We start from the raw sequence: 19,850 nt of genomic DNA, 5'->3' as shown, positions 1-19,850 counted from the left end.
CCCGAGGGGCGATCTTTGCTACGCTGTGGTGCCGTCTGGCCAAGGAATGACCATGACTTTTTCTTCTCGTACTCCTTCTTCTCGTACTGCTTCTGCTCGTATACCTCCTGTACATACTCCGCAGGCCTGGAATTGGATTCGTCGTGCGGCGGATCTGAACCGTGACGGTATCTTCGAGGGGGCTGTCGTCGATGGGCGCTACCGGCTCGATATCGATGCCCGGGGCGATTGGCGCTGTAGCCACGAGGTCGACGAGGAGGCGGCGCAGTTGCTGTCGATCTGGCTGCCGTGGTGCATGGCGGACATCACCCGGGGCCCGCGCGTCATCGCGCAGATCGGGCAGAGCCTGGACGGTCGAATCGCGACGGCGAGCGGGGCTTCCCACTATGTCACCGGCACGCAGAGTCTGGTTCATCTTCACCGGCTGCGGGCGCTGGTGGATGCCGTGGTCGTGGGTGCCGGTACGGTCGATGCCGACGACCCGCAACTGACCGTGCGCCATGTCGAGGGCGACAGCCCGCTGCGCGTGGTGCTCGATCCGCGAGGCCGGGTGCCGGCGGATCGCGGTGTGTTTCGGCAGCCGGCGGCGCCGACCTGGCATCTCGTCGGCGAGGGTGTTGCCGGTCACGGTGGCGCCGATCATGTCAGCGTCAAGCCGGTGACGCCGGGGCCGGCGGGGATCGATCCCGCGCAGGTCATCTCGCTGCTGGCCGAGCACGGCCATCGCCGGATTCTGATCGAGGGCGGCGGGCTGACGATCTCGCGCTTTCTCGAAGCTGACTGCCTCGATCGAATGCACAGCGTGGTCGCGCCCATGCTGATCGGCTCCGGCCGCCCGGCGCTGACGCTGCCGGAAATCGAGACGCTGGACGGGGCGCTGCGGCCGGCTTGCCGGCACTTCTGCCTGGGCCAGGACATGTTGTTCGATCTGGATCTGCGTGATCGCGGCGTGACGTGATCGAGGTTTCATCCGGGATGCCCTCCCGGAGCGGACTCGCCCCGCGCGGGCGTTCGAACCGGCCGCGTGGCCTGCCGGTTCGGCCGGCGATCCCATAGCAGCACCGCCAGGCCTGGCAGGCTGGCGGCGAGAATCAGCAGGCCGTAGGTCACCGACAGTGCCACGCCTTCCTGTGCCGGCAGGCCGGCCAATGGCCAGATCACGGCGGCGGCGCCTTCCCGCAACCCCCAGCCGGCGACGGTCAGCGGAATCGCCATCGCCATCAGCAGCGGCGGGATCAACGGCAGCCATTCCGACACCGATCGTGACAGCCCCAGCGCCTGGGCGGCGCAGAGGAACACGGCCATGTAGGTGGCGACGATCAGCAGCGAGCCGGCCAACTGGGCCGGCCAGACGGAGAGCGCCAGCAGCGCCCGCCTGGCGTCCCGGCCGAAGCTTGCCAGCGGCGGCCAGGGCCGATGTCGCAGGCGTTGGATGATGGCGGCGGATGCGAGCAGGATCGCCAGTAGCAGCCACAGCGCCATGTTGCCGTGCACTTCCCACCATCCGCCGATGCCGCCGCGCAGCGCCGGCGAGAGCAGAATGGCGGCGACCGCGACCAGCAGCAGCGCGAGCTGTCCGGAGGCGCGCTCGATGATGACGGCACGGATCGCTGCCCCGGATGGCGAGCTGGCGCGGGCATTCGGTCGTTCACGGGTGCTGCCGTGCCGCCAGGCGCGCGCCGCGTCTCCCATCACCCCGCCCGGCAAGACCTGATTGAGAAAAGTCGCCAGATAGTATTCGCGGATGGCGGTCGGCCACGGCAGCGCGATCCCGATCTGGTGAGCCGTCATGCGCCAGCGCCAGGCCGACAGCACGACCTGGGGAACGCCGATCAGCACGGCCAGCAGAACCCAGCCCGGCGACAGGTCGGCGAGCCGCGACAGCAACTGGTCGGTATCCAGTTGCCAGGCGAGCATCCCCAGCAGCGCCAGCGTCGCGGCCAGGCGCAGCGCAGGCGACAGCCAGCGGTTCACGCTGGCGCTCCCGGGGCGGCGTCCGCGATGGGCGCGGCGAAGAGGTCCCGATGCCCGACGGTCACCGTCAGTTGCTCGCGCATCAACCCTTCCAGCCGTTGGGCATGCCAGCGGTCGACGCGGCTGTGCTGCTGCGGCAGTTGTTCGTGGAGGGCGGTGCGCCAGCCGGCCAGCAGGGCCTCGGCGAGCGCCAGCGATTCCGGCCCGAGACGCCAGGGCGTCGTGGCCTCGCGGATGTGGTAGCCACGGCGATGAAAGCTCTCGCGGAGATGGCGCGGCGCCTGGGTGCCCATGGCGGGACCGCCGCCCTTGTTGCGCTGCTGATGGGCCGCGAGTGCAGCCAGCATGAAACGGTCGTCGTCACTGTAAAGCGGCGTACCGCTGGAATCGTGAAAGCGTATCTGACCATCGACGCTGAGCGCGAACAGCACGGCGCAATCGTTGGCCCGGCAGGCATCGGACAGAGCTTCGATATCGGCGGCTGTCAGCAGATCGAACAGCGCTGAGGCGGTGACCAGGTCCGCCCCCTGCAGGCCGTGCTTCCAGGCATCGGCGAGGCTCAGATTGCGGGTCTCCAGGTGAATCGGCTGGCCGTCGGCGCTGACCAGCGGCTCGCAGCGCAGTCGGGCCTGGGTCAGCAGTTCGGCGTCGTGATCGATCAGACGCCAGTGCTGGGCACCGTGAAGCCGTGGCGCCAGATAGCGCGGGTTCGAACCGCTGCCGCATCCCAGATCGACCAGCGTCCGTTGCGTCTCGAGCGGTCGGGTCGGCGTGGCGCGCTGCGTCAGCCAGCGGTCGGCGGCGTGGGCGAGCTGGGCATCGCGCGCCAGATGGTCGGCGGGCTCCCGCAGTGTCAGCCACTGGTCGCTGAACAAGGCATCGCTGAACAGAGCGTCGGCGGCGGGCGTGGACGGCTTCGACATCAGGACGTCGCCTCCGCGGCCCTGGTGCGTTTCAACGCCTGACCGAAGGCCTCGGCGGCGCGGTTCCAGTCGCCGAGCGTGTCGCGAATCTTCCGCGCACCTGCCTGATAGCGCCGATAGGTTTGCGGCTCTTCGAGCATGCGTTTCAGCGCGTCGCGAAGTGCGGTCACGTCCCCCGGCGGCACCTTGATACCGGCTGCGTCCGGCAGCGTGTGGGCGAGGGCGCCGCCCGTAGTGGTAACGACGGGAAGACCATGGGCGAGGGCTTCGGTAATCACCATGCCGTAGCCTTCATAGTGCGACGGCAGCACGAACAGGTCTGCCTGCCGATAATGCTCGCTCAGACGATCGGTGGGTTGAGAACCCAGCAGCCGGATACGCTCGTTCAACTGGTGTGCGTCGATGGCCTCGCGCACCTCCTCGACGTAGGCGTCGGCTCGATCGAGAGCGCCGATCAGGTCGCACTGCCACGACAGCGATGTGAGGCCCGACAGCGCCTCGACCAGCAGATCCTGGCCCTTGCGCGGGGTGATCGTGGCAATGCAGAGCAGGCGAGGCGTTCCGCTGCCGTCGCCGCTCGCCAGTTGACCGAGCTCGACGCCGGGTTCGATGACGGCGATCTTCTCCGCCGGCACGGCGAAGTCGGCCAGCCGGCGGGCGGTGTAGACACTGGTGACGATCACGTGGCCGACGGCGGCCAGAGCGCGGGTTTCGCTGATGCGAAAACGTTGCTGCTCAGGCGCCCCCAGGCCGGTTTCGTCGGCGAGCGGGTGATGGACCAGTGCCGTGATCGCCAGACGCGAGGCGTGACGCTCGACGATCGCCGGCAGGCCGCCCATGGCGAGCCCGTCGATCACGGCCTGGCTGCCGTCGGGCAGGGCGGTCAAGGCGCTGTCCAGGGCGTGGGAGGCGACGGCATCCGGCTCCGGGAAGCGCCCGTCGAGCCCGACGATGTCGATCTCCCAGCCGCTGGCGCGCAGTGCCTCGACGATTCTGGCGTCATAGACGTAGCCGCCGGTCAACTGGCCGGGGTCGCCGGCAACGATAAGCGTGAAGTCGCTCATAGGCCCCCTTCGTAACTTGCCCAGGCGATGTGGGATTCATGGAGCGTGACGGTCATGGCGGTGAGGTGGCGGCCGCCGTCGCCCAGGGCGCCTTCTCGAATGGCGTGGGACAGGCGGTCGAAAACTACCCGGGCCATGAATTCGGTGGTGGTATTGCGGCCCTTGAACTCCTCGATCTCGTCGAGATTGTTCAGCGTGAACTCGCCGAGAACGCGCTTCAGGGTCTCGCTGGCGAGGCCGATGTCGACCACGAGATCGTCATGATCCAGCTCGGGGCGCTTGAAGGTGACATCGACCACGTACGTCGCGCCGTGCAGCTTCTGTGCCGGGCCGAAGGTTTCGCTGTGGAAGCTGTGAGCGATCATCATGTGATCGCGGACGGTCAGGCTGAACATTCCTTTCGCTCCTTGAGGCATGAGTCCTTTGATGCGTGTGTCCTTGGATGCCGGTGCCAAGGCGGTTACGCGGCTTCAGCCGTAGCGGATGCGCTGACAGAGCGTATCGTCATCCGACTGGCTCAGCCGTTTCAATGTCTCGGGCAGATCCCGGAAGTGGCTTTCGCCGCTGATCAGCACGTCCAGGCAGTCGTGGTTGAGCAGCGACAGCGCGAGCGAGAGCCGCCGCTTGTGATCCCAGCGCGGGCGATGCCCCGGGGAGACGCTGCCGACCTGGCTCGACCGCAGCGTCAGGCGGCGCGCGTGAAACGCCTCGCCGAGCGGCAGGTTCACTTCGCGACTGCCGTACCAGCTCATTTCGAGCACGGTCGCCTCGAACCCGGCCAGCGAAAGGGCGGTCTGCAGGCCGCCATCCGAGGCGCTGGCGTGGATGACCAGGTCCTGCTCGGCAGCGGCCGTTTCCGGGGTATGAAAGTCGACGCTCAGCGCCTCTCCCAGGAAGCGCTTGCGCTCGTCGATATCGATCAACTGGACGTGGGCACCGGGCAGGCGCGCGCAGAGCCAGGCCACCAGGGCGCCGACCACGCCAGCGCCGACGACGCTGATTCGGTCGCCGATTCCCGGGGCGGCATCCCACAGGGCGTTGAGCGCCGTCTCCATGTTGGCGCCGAGGATCGCGCGTTGCGGAGGCACGTCCGGCGGCAGCGGAACGACATCGTCGGCCCCGACGCGGTAGTGGGTCTGGTGTGGATGCAGGCAATAGACGTACCGGCCGTGCCAGTCGTGGGCTCCCTGCTCGACGACGCCGACGTTGGAGTAGCCGTATTTGACCGGCCCCGGAAACTCGCCGCTCTGGAACGGCGCGCGCATTCGCTGGTATTCGCTGACCGGCACCTGGCCCTTGAAGACCAGGGTTTCGCTGCCACGGCTGATGGCCGAGTAGCAGGTCCTTATCATCAGATCGCCGCTGACACTCAGCTCGGCCTGGCGAATTTCGCCGGTGCCGTCGCCGAGCGACCAGAAAGCATGGGCGTAAGGCGTCGTCATTGAGATATCCGCTCCTTGATACAGATCTGGATGTCCGGCTTGCTGTCGCTCTGAATGGCAGTATGGCAGAGTATGACGATTTAGCATTGTACAATACTTGTACAATAAAAGGGCGGCAAGCAAGAGTCATCGAACCCGGGTTGGATATCCGCTTTCTATCGAAGGCTTGGCGGAATGATGCTGGGCGGGATAGGGTGCCGTCCGCTTCCGGTAATGAAGCGGCCAGGAAGTCGCTTCTCGCAAATCGATCAAAGTGCATCCAGACTTGTACGAGGTGCGTAACGATGCCTGACCACCAACGCCTTGGACACAATGAGGCGGCGTGGGAGAGGGCGATCATGGCAACCAGGGAGAGACCGACGATGCGACATTCATCGGCACGCATGCGGGTAGCACCGCCTTCACGGCGATTTCGGTCCGTGCGGGGCTGGGTGGAGTTGGCGGCCGGTCTGGCCCTGGTGGCGTTGCTGGTCGAGTGGGTGCAGTGGGCGTTTTCCGCCCCGTCGGGCCTACGGTTCACCGCCGGTGGCGTTTATTTGGCGATCGCGACGGCCGTGCTGTGGGTCTGGCCCGCCGCCCGTCATGGCCTGGGTTGGGCCAATCGCATCACGTTGCTGCGCGCCGCGTTGATCGCGGTCATCGCTGGCGTGGTGGTCTATCCGGATTTCATCCAGCGCCACGCCGAAGGTATCGCTTCGCTCTGTTTGCTGGCGCTGTCGCTCGACGGTATCGATGGCTGGGTGGCGCGCCGCACCGGTTCGTCGAGCGCTTTCGGTGCCCGTTTCGACATGGAGCTGGATGCCTTCTTCATCGTCGTGCTGTGTACGGCGCTGATCGCGCTGGAGAAGGTCGGCCCGTGGGTGCTGGTCATCGGCCTGGCTCGCTACGCGTTCGTGATCGCCGGAATGTACTCGCCCTGGCTCAATCGGGCGCTGCCCGAGAGCTACTTTCGCAAGACGATTTGCGTATGGCAGGTGGCGACGTTGATGGTCTGTCTGCTGCCTTTCGTCGAGCCGGCGTGGGCCACCGATTTTGCGCTTCTGGCGGCGCTGCTGCTGCTGCTCTCCTTCGGCCGCGACATCATCTGGCTCTGGCGGCACCGCCCGGTCGACGATGCCGAATTCTGACGCTGCGTCGTTGCCGGTGTCTCGCGCATCCATGATCCGCTTTCGAATGCTTTCGGAGCGAGGAGAGGAGGAGGCACCGCGCCTATCGAGCGGGAAGCCGGGCAGTAACATGACTCGCCTTGATCGCGCGATGGCTTTACGATCATAAGATCTTCAATTACCAAGGGTTGTCATGGCGCAGGAAGCTTTCACGCTTGCGGGCGAACGAATCGAGCCCGGCACGCGTCGCCAGATCGATGTACCGGTCGCCAAGCTCTATACGCACGCTCCGATGCATATTCCGGTCGAAGTGGTTCACGGGCGCCAGCCCGGGCCGGTGCTGCTGGTTTGCAGTGCGATTCATGGCGACGAGCTCAATGGTGTCGAGATCGTCCGCCGACTGTTGAAGTTGCCGAACCTGTCGAGACTGCGGGGAACATTGATCGCCGTTCCGGTCGTCAACGTCTTCGGCTTCGTGCAGCAGTCGCGCTACCTGCCGGATCGGCGCGATCTCAATCGCTGCTTCCCGGGAAGCGAGAACGGGTCGTTGGGTTCACGAATCGCGGCGCTGTTGCGCGAGGAGATGGTCGATCGGGCCACGCATATCATCGACCTGCATACCGGGGCCATTCACCGTACCAACCTGCCGCAGATCCGATCCCAACTGCGCCAGAATCGGGAAACCCAGGCCATGGCCGAGGCGTTCGGGGTGCCGGTGATCCTGAATGCCGAGCTGCGCGAGGGGAGTCTGCGCGAATATGCCCAGAATCGCGGCGTGCCGGTGCTGACCTACGAGGCCGGCGAGGCGCTGAGATTCGACGAGTGGGCGATAGCGCCCGGCGTCAGAGGGATTCGGCGTGTCATGCGGCTGATCGGCATGCTGCCGGCGGATAGCCGGCGACGGGCGCCGCCGGCGGCCGAGATCGCCAACGGTTCCAGCTGGGCGCGGGCGCCGATCGATGGCATTTTCCGACCGCGCGTGAGGCTGGGCGCGCGGGTCGCCAAGCAGCAGGTGCTGGGGGTGGTCGCTGATCCGTTCGGCAACGATGAAGCGCCGATCGTCGCGAGTGCCGATGGTATCGTCATCGGGATGAGCAACCTGCCGCTGGTCAACGAAGGCGAGGCGTTGCTTCACGTTGCCCGCTACCAGGAAATCGACGACGTCGAGAACGCGGTGGAGGACTTCCAGTCGCGCTACGAGACGACCGGCTTCTAGGTTGATATTCAACAGTCGGCGAGCGGTCACCGGTCTTTGGCCCATTGCTTACGGCCCGTTGCTTACGGGCCGTTTTCCTGCGGCAGTCAGGCCGTCTGTGCCAGCTGGCTTTCGTCCACCAGGCCAACGGCATCGTCGTAGATGCTGATGCCGGCGCCTTCCCGATGGGCATGCTCCGATAGATGACGACGGAAGCGTCTTCCGCCCGCGCATCCCTGGAACAGTCCCAGTAGATGTCGGGTCACGTGGTTGAGCTTGGCGCCCTCGGCGAGTCGCTCGATCACGTAGGGACGGAAGGCGCGCGCCACGTCGTGGCGGCTGGATGCCGGCGGCGTCTGACCATAGAGCTGGCTATCGACCTCGGCCAGCAGCCAGGGATTCTGATACGCCTCACGACCGACCATCACGCTGTCCACGCCGGCCTCCAGGTGCGCCCGGCACGCCTCCAGTGTCTTGATACCGCCGTTGATGCCAATATGCAGCTCGGGATGGGCGGCCTTGAGACGATAGATCCGTTCGTAGTTCAGCGGCGGCACGTCCCGGTTCTCCTTGGGAGAGAGCCCCTGCAGCCAGGCCTTGCGGGCATGCACGATGAAGGTATCGCAGCCGGCGGCTGCCACCCGCTCGATGAAGCGCTCGAGATCGGCATCCTCGTCCTGGTCGTCGATGCCGATACGGCACTTCACCGTGACCGGGATCGATACCGCGCCACGCATCGCCGCCACGGCATCGGCAACCTTGTCGGGATAACCCATCAGGCAGGCGCCGATCAGGTTGTTCTGGACCCGATCGCTGGGGCAGCCCACGTTCAGGTTGACCTCGTCGTAGCCCCACGCCTCGGCGATGGCCGCGCATTCGGTCAATTCCCCGGGATCGCTGCCCCCCAATTGCAGCGCCAGCGGATGTTCGACGGCGCTGTAACCCAGAAAACGCTCTCGCGGCGAGCCGTGCAGGATCGCGCCCGTGGTCACCATTTCCGTATACAGCAGCGCACGCCGCGTGAGACATCGCGCCAGCGCGCGGTAATCGCGGGTCGTCCATTCCATCATCGGGGCCACGGAAAAGGTGCGGTCGAGCTGTGGCGCTGTGGTATTGGTTTGAAGGTCGGTCATGGCATCGAGATCGAGTTGGCAGGATGTCTTGGCAGCGGGATCCGAATAGCGGGATGACTGATTCGGCGGGCCACAGGGCGCGAGAGTGTCGCATATTTTCGAGCAGGTCGCATGACTCGAGACGAATGCAAGGGGCGGGCTAAAGTCGCCTGGTTGTCTGCCGATAGAGTATTCGTCCAACGGCCTGATGCGCGCATGAGCGCCAGTAGCCGGGTATGTGTTCGGCGTCTTTGGCCGAATTCGCCTATCACTTTGTGTCGCTTCCCTGCGACTGCTTCGACCCGGCGCACATGGCAACCATCCTTGTGTGCGATCGGGTCGCTTTTTCCCGCCGATTCAACATCGGACATTTCACTGATTGACTTCAAGAATCGATTTTTTACCGCGGCTTCTCGTCATGCCGGACCGCGATATTGCCTGGAGAACGTGTCATTCCGGAAAGACGGAAGAGAATTATCATACAGCCGGTATTCGGCCTGAGAAGACGATCGATTCGGGAACGGAAATGCCAATTGATCAGGAAAATGGTGCCCGGAGTCGGACTTGAACCGACACGACCTAACGGTCGAGGGATTTTAAGTCCCTTGCGTCTACCAATTTCGCCATCCGGGCCAACGACATCCGGTCAAACTATCCGGTAACCTTTTGAAAGGCAAGGCGCCGGTGACCAAGGAAGCGACCGAATCACGCAGATTCGATGCTGAGAAGAAGTGGAGGCTGGAGTCGGAATCGAACCGGCGTACACGGAGTTGCAGTCCGCTGCATAACCACTCTGCCATCCAGCCTTTCATCGATTTACCAAGGACTGCCGCTCGAACTGGTCTGGCCAGTAAAACCTGCGTCAATTCAGTAGGATCGAAAATCGTGTTGGAGCGGGAAAGGAGATTCGAACTCCCGACCCTCGCCTTGGCAAGGCGATGCTCTACCACTGAGCTATTCCCGCTGAACACGCCGTCGCATTATAAGGATAACTTCGTAAGTGTCAAACGCTTATGGCAATTTTTAGTCACAGCGAGCGAGTCAATTCCGGCCAGGCCGCCTTGAGGTACTGGATCATCGACCACAGTGTCAGGCCGGCCGCGGCGTAGAGCAGAACGATGGCGAGATGGGCGATCGGAGAACCGGGAGGAAAGCCCAGCAGCAGCAGCAGGGAAATCATCTGCAGCGTCGTCTTGGACTTGCCGATCCAGGAGACGGCGACGCGCTTGCGCTGGCCTATCTCCGCCATCCATTCGCGCAGCGCGGAGATCACGATCTCGCGACCGATGATGACCAGGGCGGGAAGCGTCAGCCAGATCGCCTCGTAGCGCTCTATCAATAGTGCCAGGGCAACGGCGACCATGACCTTGTCCGCCACGGGATCGAGAAAGGCGCCGAAGGGGGTGCTCTGATTCCAGCGTCTGGCCAGGTAGCCATCCAGCCAATCGGTGATCGCGGCCAGCCCGAAAAGCGCTGCGGTCAGCGGAAGACTCCAGGCATAGGGGAGATAGAACAGCACCACCATGAGCGGGATGAACACGATTCTTGCCAGAGTGAGCATGTTGGGTATGTTCATCGTGCCGCTAGCGTCCTTACTGGGGGTTGGGAATCGGGCATTTTACGCCTGCTGCTTGCGCTCATCCATGGAGCGCCTGGTGAATGGTAGCCGCCATCTGTTCATTGATCCCGGGAACGCGCGAAAGATCGTCTCTGGTTGCCTTGCGCACGCCCTGCAGACCGCCGAAGAAGCGTAACAGTTCTCGACGGCGTTTCGGCCCGATACCGGGAATATCCTGCAGCGAAGACGTTCGACGCTGCTTGTCGCGGCGCTGACGGTGGCCGGTGATCGCGAAGCGGTGGGCTTCGTCGCGTATATGCTGGATCAGATGTAGTGCCGGCGAGCTGGTGTCGAGATTCAGCGTGCGGTCCACGGTTTCGATGAACAGCGTTTCCAGGCCGGCCTTGCGTGTCGTGCCCTTGGCGACGCCGATCAGCGCAACGCCGACGACTTCCAGCTCGACCAGCACTTCCCGCGCCATGTTCAACTGGCCCTTGCCGCCGTCGACGATCAGGATATCAGGCAGTTTGCCTTCGCCTTTCTGCAGTCGTTTGAAACGGCGGGTCAGGGCCTGTCGCATGGCCGCGTAATCGTCACCGGCGGCCACGCCCTCGATATTGAAACGCCGATAGTCGGACTTGGCCGGGCCGTTCTGGTCGAACACGACGCAGGAGGCCACTGTCGCCTCGCCATGACTGTGGCTGATATCGAAACACTCCAGCCGTGCGGGCGCTGTCGGCATGTCCAAGGCTTCTCGCAGAGATTCGAAGCGCTTGCCCAACTGGCTGCGGTTGGCGAGCTGGGTGGCCAGATGCTGCTCGGCGTTGGTGATCGCCAGCCGACGCCACTGGGCACGATGGCCACGGACTTGCGAGGTCACCCGGACCCGGCGACCGGCATGCTCGCTCAGCGCCGACTGGAGGAGTTCGCTGTCCATCAGTGGATGCGAGGCGATGATCTCGAGCGGGATCTCCTTGGACTGGCCGAGGTAGAACTGGCTGACGAACTCGCTGAGCAGTTCGCTGGCGCCAAGATCCAGGCCGTTGTCGGGCTGATAGTGCCGCGCGCCCAGCATGCGTCCCTGACGAATGGCCAGCACGCTGACGCACAGCCCGCCCGGTTGCTCCGCCAGGGCAAAGACATCGGCATCGCCATCGGTATTGTCGACGTACTGCTTCTCCTGCAGCCGTCGCAGCTGCTGTATCTGATCCCGCAGCCGGGCAGCTTCCTCGAAATCGAGGGAATCGCTCGCGCGCTCCATGCTGGCGGTCAACTGCTGCGTGACCTGCTCGCTGCGCCCTTCGAGACACATCACGGCGTGCTCGACATCCTGGCGGTAGTCGGCTTCGCTGATGTTGTCGACGCAGGGCGCGCTGCAGCGCTTGATCTGATACTGCAGGCAGGGGCGCTGACGATGGGCGAACACGCTGTCTTCGCAGTTGCGGATACGAAAGATCTTCTGCATCAGCGAAAGGCTCTCGCGTACCGCGGTGGAGCTGGGATAGGGGCCCAGGTAACGGCCGTCGCGTCGCTTCTGCCGAACGCGCTTGAACTCGAGCGCGGGGTAGGGGTGCCGATCGGTGACGAAGACGTAGGGATACGACTTGTCGTCTCGAAGCAGAATGTTGTAAGGAGGGCGCAACTCCTTGATCAGGGTCTGCTCGAGCAGCAGCGCCTCGGTTTCGCTCCGGGTAATCGTGACCTGGATGTCCTGGATCCGCGCGACCAGCGCCTGGGTCTTGGCGTTCAACGCGCCACGGAAGTAGCTGGCCAGTCGTGGCTTGAGTCGCTTGGCCTTGCCGACATAGAGCACGTTGGCCTGCTCGTCGAGCATGCGGTACACGCCCGGAGACTCCGAGACCGACTTCAGGAAGTGCTTGGCGTCGAAGCGCGATGGGGTATCGATCGAGGATTCACTCATCCTCGCAGTATATCAAAAACCCGGGCGGGCACTGCGAGGATCGAACATTTCCACCGGGCTCATCGCGCATGGCCGAGGTTCAGGTCCGGGGGCCGAGGTTGTCCAGTAAACCGTGGCGCAGACCGAGATGGGTCAGCTCGACATCGGACTGCACCTGCAGCTTGTCGAAGATTCGGTAGCGGTAGGTATTCACGGTCTTCGGGCTAAGTGCGAGCTGCTCCGAAATGCGACTCACCTTGTAGCAATGGATGATCATCGTCGCGATCTGCAATTCCCGGTGCGAGAGCTGATCGAACGGATTGTGACGGCCTTCGCTACGAGCCAGCACGACGCGCTGGGCAATGTCGGCGCTGATGAAGCGCTCGCCGTCCGCTATTCGGCGCACCGCGTCGATCATCAGATCCAGCTCGGTGCCCTTGCTGATGAATCCCGTCACGCCAGCGTTGATCAGGCGTTGCGCCGTTCCTTCGTCGACCTGCCCCGTCAGCGCGATGATTCGAATGCCGGGCTGCGTCTTGAGGAGCTTCAGGATGGTCTCCAGGCCCCCGATTCCCGGCATGCGAATGTCGATCATCGCAATATCCGGCGCCTGAATCCGGCAGCTCTCCAAGGCGCTTTCACCACTGTCGGCTTCGGCAATGACCTCGATGTCAGGCTCGCTGTCCAATACGCGAGCGATACTCGTGCGCACCAGATGGTGATCGTCGGCTACCAATACCTTGATCAAGATAACTCCTGGATTCCTGCTGTCCTTGAAACCTGCCTGTGGCAAATGTGCAGCAATCGGCGCGATGGAACGCCCTGGGCCTTTATCGGGTCGATACGCGCCGATGTTGGCTTCTTTACGGAAAGCCGATGTTGGCTTCTTTACGAAAAAGAGTATGAGCAAATCGTGAAACCGGCACCGTTGGCGCTGTCGTCTCCCGTTCCCTCTGTTACGTAGTGTGACATGTTATCGGACCAAATACTCCCATCCGGCCTCGAGATTTGCGCTCGGGAAATCGCTTCGATCGGTCTTCCCGACGCGGTTTTGACCATGCTTTTCCTATTGGGGGTTGACCTTGGCCTGTCAGGCTTTTATAGTGCGTCGCGTCCTTCGGGGCAGCAGCTATTCGGGGCCTTAGCTCAGCTGGGAGAGCGCAACACTGGCAGTGTTGAGGTCAGCGGTTCGATCCCGCTAGGCTCCACCAAGAATACCTATTGAATTAGCCGCTTCGCGCTTCATGTGCCTGGCGGCTTTTTCATGTCTGAATGCCTGTCCTTGTCATCATTCCCTCGAGCCGGATCATTCGATTGGGAGCTCCAGCCGTAGCGCTTGCGCTACGCCATGCAGCGGGCTGTCGCAATTCGGCTGCGGCAATGAATTAGCCTACTTATCTGCAGATACTTATCTCTTTGCCGCGTCGAGCGACTCACACAATGCAGTGATTCGCCGCGATGAACCAGCGGTTGACCTTGAGGTAGCCAAACGCATTGCGAGGGGCCGTATGCAAGAGTTCGTATTCGACGTCGCGATCAGACCGGCAGCAGGTTCGTCCCGGCAACGCTGGGAGGCGTTGGTGCCGGCCTTGCCCGGCCTGACGGCAGAAGCCTCGACCGATATGAAGGCTTTCGAACGTCTCCAGGACGTGATCATTCCTTTTCTGGCTCAGCGGCTCGCAAAGGGGGAGGGCGTTCCCCTGCAATCCCGAATCGGCCATTACATGAGCCGCTACGGGCTGGTCTTCTGGCAGTTTCTCTGTATCCGACTGGGCCCCTTGAGGTCTGGCCAGCTAGCGATCGAACCCATCTTTCCCGATATCGACGAACTGTTGACACGCCTCGACGGAAATGGCGTCGACGAGTAGCCAGCTCCCGAAGCGTGAACCACACTTCATGGACGAGACAGGCGTTTTAATCATATGAACAGAGATACTGAGGCAGCAGCTTCATTTCTTTGGGAAGCAAAGGTGCAAAACCATGGTATCAGGCGTTCACTTTTCCAATCGTCTTTCTCCCAACGACCTGATGATTCGGAAGCTGGAGAGCATCTTCAGGCTTTCCGACGATGAGAGGCAGGTGCTACAGGACCTTCCGGTGCAAGTGGAGTCGCTCAATCCCGGGCAGGATATCATCCGCATCGGCGAGCACGCTTCCCGGAGCTGTCTGCTGCTGGAGGGGTTTACCTGCGTCTACAAGCTGACCTCGGACGGGAAGCGTCAGATCATGGCGGTGCATGTTCCTGGCGACATGCCGGATCTGCAGAGCCTGCATCTCAAGGTCATGGACATGAGTCTCGCGTCGATCAGTTCCAGCATGGTCGGATTCATCCAGCATGACGCCTTGAAGCGGGCCTGCGAGCGTTCTCCCCGCCTCGCCGCGGCCTTCTGGCGCGAGACACTGGTCGATGCGTCGATATACCGGGACTGGATCCTCAATATCGGGCAGCGGGGCGCCTATCCGCGGGTGGCGCACCTTCTTTGCGAGCTATTGATGCGGCTGAAAGCCGTAGGGTTTGCCGAGAATGACTCTTTCCGCCTGCCAATTACGCAGGCCGAATTGGCAGATGCGATAGGTATCACCCCGGTCCACATGAATCGCGTCTTTCAGGCGCTGCGCGCGGATGGTCTGATCGAAGCCAAGCGTGGCAGGATAACCGTTCTGGATGAGGAGCGGCTGAAGGAGGAGGGAGACTTCGACCCGCTCTATCTTCACCAAATCAAGAGCGTCTCGAATTGAGCGGCGTTGGCCCGATTCCTTTTGGAAGACAGGCGATAACGCCGTTGACACCCTGCGTGACGACGCGGCACTATATTTCCCATGATCACGAACCGAATACGCAAGCATAACCAGGGGTGGTGGCGCCTTTGATCCAAGGGTGGCACGCCTACGTCTGTCTGACGTTTGAAAAGAATGCCGCCCCACGGGGCGGCATTTTTGTGTGTTCGTTTCGCTTCGTGAGGTCGGCATAGAGGCAGCGATCGACTTGGATCGCATTCGGGTAAATCTCGAGCCAAGAGTCGATTTAATCGATATATCAGGAGTTTATTCCCATGTCAGTCCTCATGATCGACAATTACGATAGCTTCACCTTCAATATCGTTCAGTATCTGGGCGAGCTGGGGGCCGATGTCGTCACCGTGCGCAACGACGACGTGGACCTTGCCGAGCTGGAGCGCCACGAACCGACCCACCTGGTGGTCTCGCCCGGGCCGTGTACGCCCAACGAAGCGGGTATCTCGATGGAGGCGATTCGCCACTTCGCCGGCAGGATCCCGATACTCGGCGTCTGTCTCGGTCACCAGGCCATCGGCCAGGTCTATGGTGGCGACGTGATCCGCGCGCCTCAGGTGATGCACGGCAAGACATCTCGCATTCGTCACCGCGGTGAAGGGGTTTTCGAAGGGCTCGAAGACCCGCTCGAGGTCACCCGTTACCATTCGCTGGTGGTCGATGCCGCTACCCTGCCGGAGTGCCTCGAGATCACGGCCTGGGCCGATGACGACGACCCGACCCCAGGGCTGATCATGGGTTTGAAGCACAAGACGCTGGATATCGAAGGGGTCCAGTTTCACCCCGAATCGATTCTGTCTCGCCAAGGCCACGAGCTGCTGGCGAACTTCCTGAAACGGCGCGGCTAACGGAACAGGCGAGGAACCAACATGCAGATGCGGGATGCCATTGGCGCGGTCATGCGCCGTCAGGATCTCAGTTACGAGGACACCCACGCCGTCATGAAGGCGATCATGACGGGCGAAGCGACCGAGGCCCAGATCGGCGGTTTTCTGATCGGGCTGGCGATGAAGGGGGAAACCGCCGACGAGATCACGGCGGCAGCGCAGGTCATGCGCGAACTGATGCAGCCGGTATCGATCGACTGCGACAACATCGTCGACATCGTCGGCACCGGCGGCGATGGCGCCAACCTTTTCAACGTTTCCACGGCTTCGAGCTTCGTGGTCGCGGCCGCGGGCGGCCATGTCGCCAAGCACGGCAACCGGGGCGTTTCCTCCGCCGCCGGTAGCGCGGATCTGTTCGATGTGGCGGGGATCTATCTCGATCTCGACGCGGCGACCATCGCGCGCTGTATAGAACAGGTCGGGGTCGGTTTCATGTTCGCGCCGCGCCACCACCAGGCGATGCGCCACGCCATCGGCCCGCGACGGGAAATGGGCGTTCGTACGGTCTTCAACATCCTTGGTCCGCTGACCAATCCGGCGGGGGCGCCCAATCAGCTGCTGGGCGTCTACGCACCGCATCTCGTGCCGCTGGTGGCAGAGTCGCTGCGCAAGCTGGGCAGCCGGCACGTGCTGGTGGTTCACGCCGAGGATGGCCTGGACGAAATCTCTGTGGCGGCGCCGACGCGGGTTGCCGAGCTTCGCGACGGCGAGATTCGTGAATACACGATCACGCCCGAGGAGCTGGGCATCGAGCGTCAGTCCCTCGATCCGCTGAAGGTCGTGACCGCCGAAGACAGTCTCCAGCTGGTCAAGGAAGCGCTGGTCGGCAAGGGTGTGGCTGGCGATATCGTCGCGCTCAACGCCGGAGCGGCGCTGTTCGCTGCCGATGTGGCGGATTCGCTCAAGGAAGGCGTGCTGATGGCGCAGGACGCCCAGGCCTCCAAGCTGCCGCTGGAAAAGCTCAAGGAGCTTTCCGACTTTACCCGGGTCTTCGCCAACTGACCGCCCGCGACAAAACTGGCGTCTTCGCCGAACCAGCGTCTTCGCTGAATCAGAACCAGCTCAACAGGAATCTCCACGATGACCGATGCCGCCGATAGTGAACTGCCTACCATTCTGGCCAAGATCCTGGCACGCAAGCGCGAGGAGATCGCCGAACGCCGCGCGGTCGACAGCGAGCAGACCTGGCTGGAGCGGGCGAAGGCGCAGAGCGCGCCGCGAGGCTTCGTCTCGGCGCTCAATGCCTGTATCGATGGCGGCGACCCCGCGGTCATCGCCGAGATCAAGAAGGCGTCGCCCTCCAAGGGAATCATCCGGGAAGACTTCCGGCCCGCCGAGATTGCGGCCGACTACGCCGCGGCCGGCGCCAGCTGTCTCTCGGTACTGACGGACGCCGACTACTTCCAGGGGCACGAGGACTATCTGATCGCCGCCCGGAATGTCTGCGACCTGCCGGTGATTCGCAAGGATTTCATCATCGACGGCTATCAGGTGGCGGAAGCCAGAGGCATCGGCGCGGACTGCATTCTGCTGATCGTGGCAGCGCTGAGCGACGAGCAGCTCAAGGATCTCTACCAGCAGGCGACGGCACTGGGCATGGACGTGCTGGTCGAGGTGCACGATATCTTCGAGCTCGAACGGGCGCTGATGCTCGATCTGCCACTGGTGGGGATCAACAACCGCGACCTGCGCACGTTCGAAACCTCGCTGGACACCACTTTCGACCTGCTCAAGCGAATCCCCCAGGGCGTGACGGTCGTCACCGAGTCCGGCATTCATGGCCGGGACGACGTCGAGCGCATGCGCGAATTCGACGTCAATGCCTTTCTGGTCGGCGAAGCTTTCATGCGCGAGAAAGAACCCGGGAGCGCGCTTCGCCGGATGTTCTTTTAACCCGGACCGCGTCACGCGTCCACGCCGGGCTGACGAACGCTCAGCGCCAATGTAAGAACCCCGCTTCCCGGTCGTCGACTCGGGAAGCGGGGTTCGTCATTGCGTGGCCTAATCGGAGCTCATAATCCAGAGCCCCAAATCCGGAACCTGGAATTCAGAACTCGGGCGAATCCGGGAATATCAGGCTGATCAGCGTATCTCCCGCCTTCGGGTTGAGCGGCTTGTCGGCCGTGGCGATACGGATCCGGCCGCTGGTCGAGAGCGTGAACAGCGTCAGCAGGCGGTCGTGGTGAATGCGACGATAATCGTCGATATCGAAGTTGTCGCTGATGTTGGCCTGACGAACCACGGCGCCCTGGCCGATCAGGCTTGAAAGACGGGTGAAAGTGGTATGACCGTCGAACAGCAGCGGCAGGTGTGCCAGCGCCTGTTGGTGGTGGCGCCGGGCGTTGCGGGAGGACTCCACCGCCAGCCGGAAGACCTTGCCGTGTCCGAGGATGTGCTCGAAGTGCAGCGCGGCCAGGTTGTTGAGCTCGCGGTAGGGCGAGAGCGGCAACAGGTGGCCGATGCCGGTCAGCCCCAAATGCTGGGCGGCGTGCTCCGACAGCGGGTTGCCGTAGTAGGTCGGGATGTTGGCCATCCGCGCTTCCTGAATGGCGTCCCAGTTGTGGTCGCATAACCGCACCGCGAAACCGGCTTCCTGGAGCGCGCTGCCGAATGCCCGCGAGACGGGGTTGGCGCCGATGATCAGGAATCCCGATGCGGTTGGGGCGTTCACTTTCAGCAGCCTCGCCAGCGGGCGCGAGAACAGGCTCTGGACGACGACGGTGCTGATGATCACCAGAAACGTGACCGGCACCAGCAGCTCGGCGCCGGGAACCTCCAGCGCCTCGAGGCGAATCGCGAACAGCGAGGCCACGGCCGCCGCGACGATCCCGCGAGGAGAGAGCCAGGCCAGCAGCGCCTTTTCCCGCCAGTTGAGCGAGCTGCCCCAGGTGCACAGCCACACCGCCAGCGGCCGCGCGACCCACACCAGAATGACCAGGAACGCCCACGCTTCCCACGACAGCAGGCCCAACTGGGCCAGGCTCAGGCGCGCAGCCAGCAGGATGAACAGCCCCGAGATCAGCAGGATCGATAGCGTCTCCTTGAACTCCAGGATCGGCTGGGTCGGCACGCCGCGCATGTTTGCCATCCATACCCCCATGACGGTGACGGTCAGCAGGCCGGACTCGTGGAACAGCAGGTTCGACGCGGTGAACAGCGTCAGCATGATCATCAGGGTGCCGAAGCTGTGCAGCCGCTGGGGCAGCCAGTAGTGACGCAGCACGCTGCCCCATAGATAGCCGCCGGCCGTGCCCAGGCCGAAGCCGATCACCGCGGTCTGGGCGAAGCTCAGCAGGGTATGCGCTGCCGCACCGTTGGAGAGCCCCAGGGCGACGAACTCGTAGACCAGTACCGCGCCGATGGCGCCGATCGGATCGATCAGGATGCCTTCCCAGCGCAGGATCTGGCTGACGTGTTCCCGGGCGCGCAGGGTCTGCAGCAGCGGCAATACTACCGTCGGGCCGGTCACCACCAGTAACGCCCCCAGCACGCTGGCCATCTCCCAGGAAAGGCCCAGTACCAGATGCGCGGCGGCAATGGCGATCAGCGCCGTGATCAGCGCGCCCCAGGTCACCAGCCGGCTGACCGTGCGGCCATGGCCGCGAAGCTCGCGGAAATCCAGCGTCAAGGCGCCCTCGAACAGGATCACCGCCACCGCCAGGGAAACCAGCGGGAACAGCAGGTCGCCCAGCACCGCGTCGGGATCGAGGATGCCGGTCACCGGGCCGGCGGCGATGCCGGCGATCAGTAGCGGAAGAATGGCGGGCACCCGGAGCTGCCAGGCAAGCCATTGGCAGATCAGTGCCAGCAGGCCGATGCCGGTGAGGGCAAGGGCAGCGTTTTCCATGGCAGTCTCTCCAGGAGGTGGCAAAAGGCGCGCAGACTAGCTGTGTAAA

18 protein-coding genes and 4 tRNA genes are annotated in these 19,850 nt (G+C 63.4%); 9 read left to right on the top strand and 13 right to left on the bottom strand.

The window, feature by feature from the left end; genetic code table 11:
• The first annotated feature begins 52 nt into the window (after nt 1-52).
• Nucleotides 53-958, top strand: a complete 906-nt coding sequence (locus tag DOM32_RS14445; RefSeq protein WP_244179938.1) for a RibD family protein — start codon at nt 53-55, stop codon at nt 956-958.
• 8 nt (nt 959-966) lie between these two features.
• Here DOM32_RS14445 and DOM32_RS14440 read toward each other — a convergent pair whose 3' ends face one another.
• The 5 genes from DOM32_RS14440 to DOM32_RS14420 all read right to left on the bottom strand — a co-directional run bounded on the left by DOM32_RS14440 (nt 967) and on the right by DOM32_RS14420 (nt 5,403).
• Complete coding sequence (locus DOM32_RS14440; RefSeq protein WP_110635624.1) at nt 967-1,974, bottom strand: lysylphosphatidylglycerol synthase transmembrane domain-containing protein; 1,008 nt, start codon at nt 1,972-1,974, stop codon at nt 967-969.
• On the bottom strand, nt 1,971-2,897 hold the full coding sequence (locus tag DOM32_RS14435) for a class I SAM-dependent methyltransferase (protein ID WP_110635621.1): 927 nt from the start codon (nt 2,895-2,897) through the stop codon (nt 1,971-1,973). The genes DOM32_RS14440 and DOM32_RS14435 overlap by 4 nt, the downstream gene beginning before the upstream one ends.
• On the bottom strand, nt 2,897-3,961 hold the full coding sequence (locus tag DOM32_RS14430) for a glycosyltransferase family 4 protein (RefSeq protein WP_110635618.1): 1,065 nt from the start codon (nt 3,959-3,961) through the stop codon (nt 2,897-2,899). The genes DOM32_RS14435 and DOM32_RS14430 overlap by 1 nt, the downstream gene beginning before the upstream one ends.
• A complete protein-coding gene (locus DOM32_RS14425; RefSeq protein WP_110635614.1) occupies nt 3,958-4,356 on the bottom strand; it encodes a 6-pyruvoyl trahydropterin synthase family protein in 399 nt (132 codons plus the stop codon). The genes DOM32_RS14430 and DOM32_RS14425 overlap by 4 nt, the downstream gene beginning before the upstream one ends.
• 75 nt (nt 4,357-4,431) lie before the next feature.
• Entirely contained in the window at nt 4,432-5,403 is a 972-nt protein-coding gene (locus tag DOM32_RS14420) for a zinc-dependent alcohol dehydrogenase (protein WP_071231313.1), read from the bottom strand.
• Nucleotides 5,404-5,765: 362 nt separating this feature from the next.
• Between DOM32_RS14420 and DOM32_RS14415 the strand changes: the two genes are divergently transcribed.
• Nucleotides 5,766-6,530 (top strand): CDP-alcohol phosphatidyltransferase family protein, encoded by a 765-nt coding sequence (locus tag DOM32_RS14415; RefSeq protein WP_157957083.1) that lies wholly within the window; start codon nt 5,766-5,768, stop codon nt 6,528-6,530.
• Nucleotides 6,531-6,702: 172 nt separating this feature from the next.
• On the top strand, nt 6,703-7,725 hold the full coding sequence (locus DOM32_RS14410) for a succinylglutamate desuccinylase/aspartoacylase family protein (RefSeq protein WP_110635608.1): 1,023 nt from the start codon (nt 6,703-6,705) through the stop codon (nt 7,723-7,725).
• Nucleotides 7,726-7,811: 86 nt separating this feature from the next.
• Here DOM32_RS14410 and dusA read toward each other — a convergent pair whose 3' ends face one another.
• From dusA to DOM32_RS14375, 7 genes are all read right to left on the bottom strand, one after another.
• Entirely contained in the window at nt 7,812-8,837 is a 1,026-nt protein-coding gene (dusA, locus tag DOM32_RS14405) for a tRNA dihydrouridine(20/20a) synthase DusA (RefSeq protein WP_110635605.1), read from the bottom strand.
• Nucleotides 8,838-9,362: 525 nt separating this feature from the next.
• Nucleotides 9,363-9,449, bottom strand: a tRNA-Leu gene (locus tag DOM32_RS14400).
• Nucleotides 9,450-9,548: 99 nt separating this feature from the next.
• Nucleotides 9,549-9,622 (bottom strand) — tRNA-Cys (locus tag DOM32_RS14395).
• Nucleotides 9,623-9,705: 83 nt separating this feature from the next.
• A tRNA-Gly gene (locus tag DOM32_RS14390) sits at nt 9,706-9,780 on the bottom strand.
• 63 nt (nt 9,781-9,843) lie between these two features.
• Complete coding sequence (pgsA, locus tag DOM32_RS14385; RefSeq protein ID WP_071231310.1) at nt 9,844-10,392, bottom strand: CDP-diacylglycerol--glycerol-3-phosphate 3-phosphatidyltransferase; 549 nt, start codon at nt 10,390-10,392, stop codon at nt 9,844-9,846.
• Between the two features lie 61 nt (nt 10,393-10,453).
• Nucleotides 10,454-12,295: an excinuclease ABC subunit UvrC gene (gene uvrC / locus DOM32_RS14380; RefSeq protein ID WP_110635602.1), complete on the bottom strand. Its 1,842-nt coding sequence runs from the start codon at nt 12,293-12,295 to the stop codon at nt 10,454-10,456.
• Nucleotides 12,296-12,374: 79 nt separating this feature from the next.
• Nucleotides 12,375-13,022 (bottom strand): response regulator, encoded by a 648-nt coding sequence (locus DOM32_RS14375; RefSeq protein ID WP_110635599.1) that lies wholly within the window; start codon nt 13,020-13,022, stop codon nt 12,375-12,377.
• A gap of 387 nt (nt 13,023-13,409) precedes the next feature.
• Here DOM32_RS14375 and DOM32_RS14370 point away from each other — a divergent pair.
• The 6 genes from DOM32_RS14370 to trpC all read left to right on the top strand — a co-directional run bounded on the left by DOM32_RS14370 (nt 13,410) and on the right by trpC (nt 17,847).
• Nucleotides 13,410-13,485: transfer RNA gene (locus DOM32_RS14370), tRNA-Ala, on the top strand.
• Between the two features lie 297 nt (nt 13,486-13,782).
• Nucleotides 13,783-14,142 (top strand): hypothetical protein, encoded by a 360-nt coding sequence (locus tag DOM32_RS14365; protein WP_110635596.1) that lies wholly within the window; start codon nt 13,783-13,785, stop codon nt 14,140-14,142.
• Nucleotides 14,143-14,254: 112 nt separating this feature from the next.
• The gene (locus DOM32_RS14360; protein WP_071231307.1) at nt 14,255-15,013 is read left to right on the top strand and encodes a Crp/Fnr family transcriptional regulator; all 759 of its coding nucleotides are present in this window, start codon (nt 14,255-14,257) and stop codon (nt 15,011-15,013) included.
• A gap of 314 nt (nt 15,014-15,327) precedes the next feature.
• Nucleotides 15,328-15,915, top strand: a complete 588-nt coding sequence (locus DOM32_RS14355; protein WP_071231306.1) for an anthranilate synthase component II — start codon at nt 15,328-15,330, stop codon at nt 15,913-15,915.
• A gap of 21 nt (nt 15,916-15,936) precedes the next feature.
• Nucleotides 15,937-16,956 carry an anthranilate phosphoribosyltransferase gene (trpD, locus tag DOM32_RS14350; protein WP_071231305.1) on the top strand — a complete coding sequence of 340 codons (1,020 nt, stop codon included), beginning with the start codon at nt 15,937-15,939 and terminating at the stop codon, nt 16,954-16,956.
• 78 nt (nt 16,957-17,034) lie between these two features.
• Nucleotides 17,035-17,847 carry an indole-3-glycerol phosphate synthase TrpC gene (gene trpC, locus DOM32_RS14345; protein WP_071231304.1) on the top strand — a complete coding sequence of 271 codons (813 nt, stop codon included), beginning with the start codon at nt 17,035-17,037 and terminating at the stop codon, nt 17,845-17,847.
• A 154-nt stretch (nt 17,848-18,001) separates the two neighbouring features.
• Here trpC and DOM32_RS14340 read toward each other — a convergent pair whose 3' ends face one another.
• Nucleotides 18,002-19,801 carry a cation:proton antiporter gene (locus DOM32_RS14340; RefSeq protein WP_071231303.1) on the bottom strand — a complete coding sequence of 600 codons (1,800 nt, stop codon included), beginning with the start codon at nt 19,799-19,801 and terminating at the stop codon, nt 18,002-18,004.
• Nucleotides 19,802-19,850: the final 49 nt, after the last annotated feature.

Source organism: Salinicola salarius (assembly GCF_003206135.1).
Lineage (GTDB): Bacteria > Pseudomonadota > Gammaproteobacteria > Pseudomonadales > Halomonadaceae > Salinicola > Salinicola salarius.
The sequence above is the reverse complement of the archived record's forward strand: the minus strand, read 5'-3'. Positions and strand labels throughout refer to the sequence as shown.